Genomic DNA, 1,102 nt, shown 5'->3' with positions numbered 1-1,102 from the left:
TAGGTGCCTGCGTAGCCGGCATCTTGGTTAGATGCTCGAACCTTGCCCACGTTCGAGGCGGCTGCGCTGTGCTTGGACATAACGTGCGCCTAGCGGCGAACCTCAAAGGTCATGGAGCCCACGACGATAGGAGTATTCAACGGAATGGGAGTGGGACTCGTTACGCGAGCACCGGCAAGCGTTGTTCCGTTGGTGGAATCCAGGTCACGCAGCAGCCAGTTTCCGCCACGTGTCTCGAGACGTGCGTGATGTGTAGAGGTGTAGTCGTCTTGAATGACCACACTTGAATCTGGTGAGCGCCCAATAGTGATGACGTCGCCTTGCAGAGGTAACTCCTGGCCTTGCAGAGCACCTGAGGTGATGACGAGCTTGAGGGGTGTTCCATCTGCGGGTGCGAGTTCCGAAGAAGACTGAGGTGCAGAAACACGAGGCTGGGCCGAGGTGAGAAATGCACTGGCATCTGATGCGACCGCAGGCTGAGCAGATGCAGGCATCTTTCGCACTCTCTGACCAAAGAGATCACTGCGCACGGCATAAACCACGAAGAAGACGAAGACCCACAGCGCAATCAAGAAACCAATGCGCAGGATCAGAAGAGTGAGCTCACTCACGGGGACCCCAGAATCCGCCGGGCTCGGCAGCACGGGGGGTCTGCACTGTCTCTGCAGAAGCGGGTGCTGAGGGAGAAGCTGACGCTTGGGGGAGAAGGCGAAGAACGATGGAGGTTTGACCAATGGTGATGACGGAGTCAGCTTCTAAAGCTGCTGACACGAGGCGTTGTCCGTTGAGCTTGGAACCGTTAGTTGAGCCAAGGTCATTTGCTTGAGCACGGGTGCCATCCCAGAGCACTTCAACATGCTTGCGAGAAATTCCTGAGTCATCGACCGTGATATCTGCTTCGGTGCCACGACCAATGACGGAGCGAGACTTTCCGATGGGGTAGCGCTGCCCAGCAATTTCGAGAACGGCAACCCAGGTGACCGAGCCGCTGACATTTTCTGAGTCAACTTGAACAACACCCATGGCAAGCGTGGGGTCCGAGCGCAGGGAAATCTTGATGCCGCCAGCGAACTGGTAGAGCTGGGTGGCAGCGTGCTTAGTT

Annotated in this window: 2 protein-coding genes; both read right to left on the bottom strand. The window is 57.0% G+C overall.

The features are described from left to right. Positions 1-89 precede the first annotated feature (89 nt). Positions 90-611: an FHA domain-containing protein gene (locus Q0362_RS05225; RefSeq protein WP_298120767.1), complete on the bottom strand. Its 522-nt coding sequence runs from the start codon at positions 609-611 to the stop codon at positions 90-92. Then, the coding region (locus Q0362_RS05220) for an FHA domain-containing protein (RefSeq protein ID WP_298120764.1) at positions 604-1,102 on the bottom strand (499 nt) is incomplete at its 5' end. The genes Q0362_RS05220 and Q0362_RS05225, both read right to left, overlap by 8 nt.

The sequence above is a fragment of the uncultured Aurantimicrobium sp. genome (assembly GCF_936931525.1).
In the GTDB taxonomy this organism is placed as follows: Bacteria; Actinomycetota; Actinomycetes; order Actinomycetales; family Microbacteriaceae; genus Aurantimicrobium.
The sequence above is the reverse complement of the archived record's forward strand: the minus strand, read 5'-3'. Positions and strand labels throughout refer to the sequence as shown.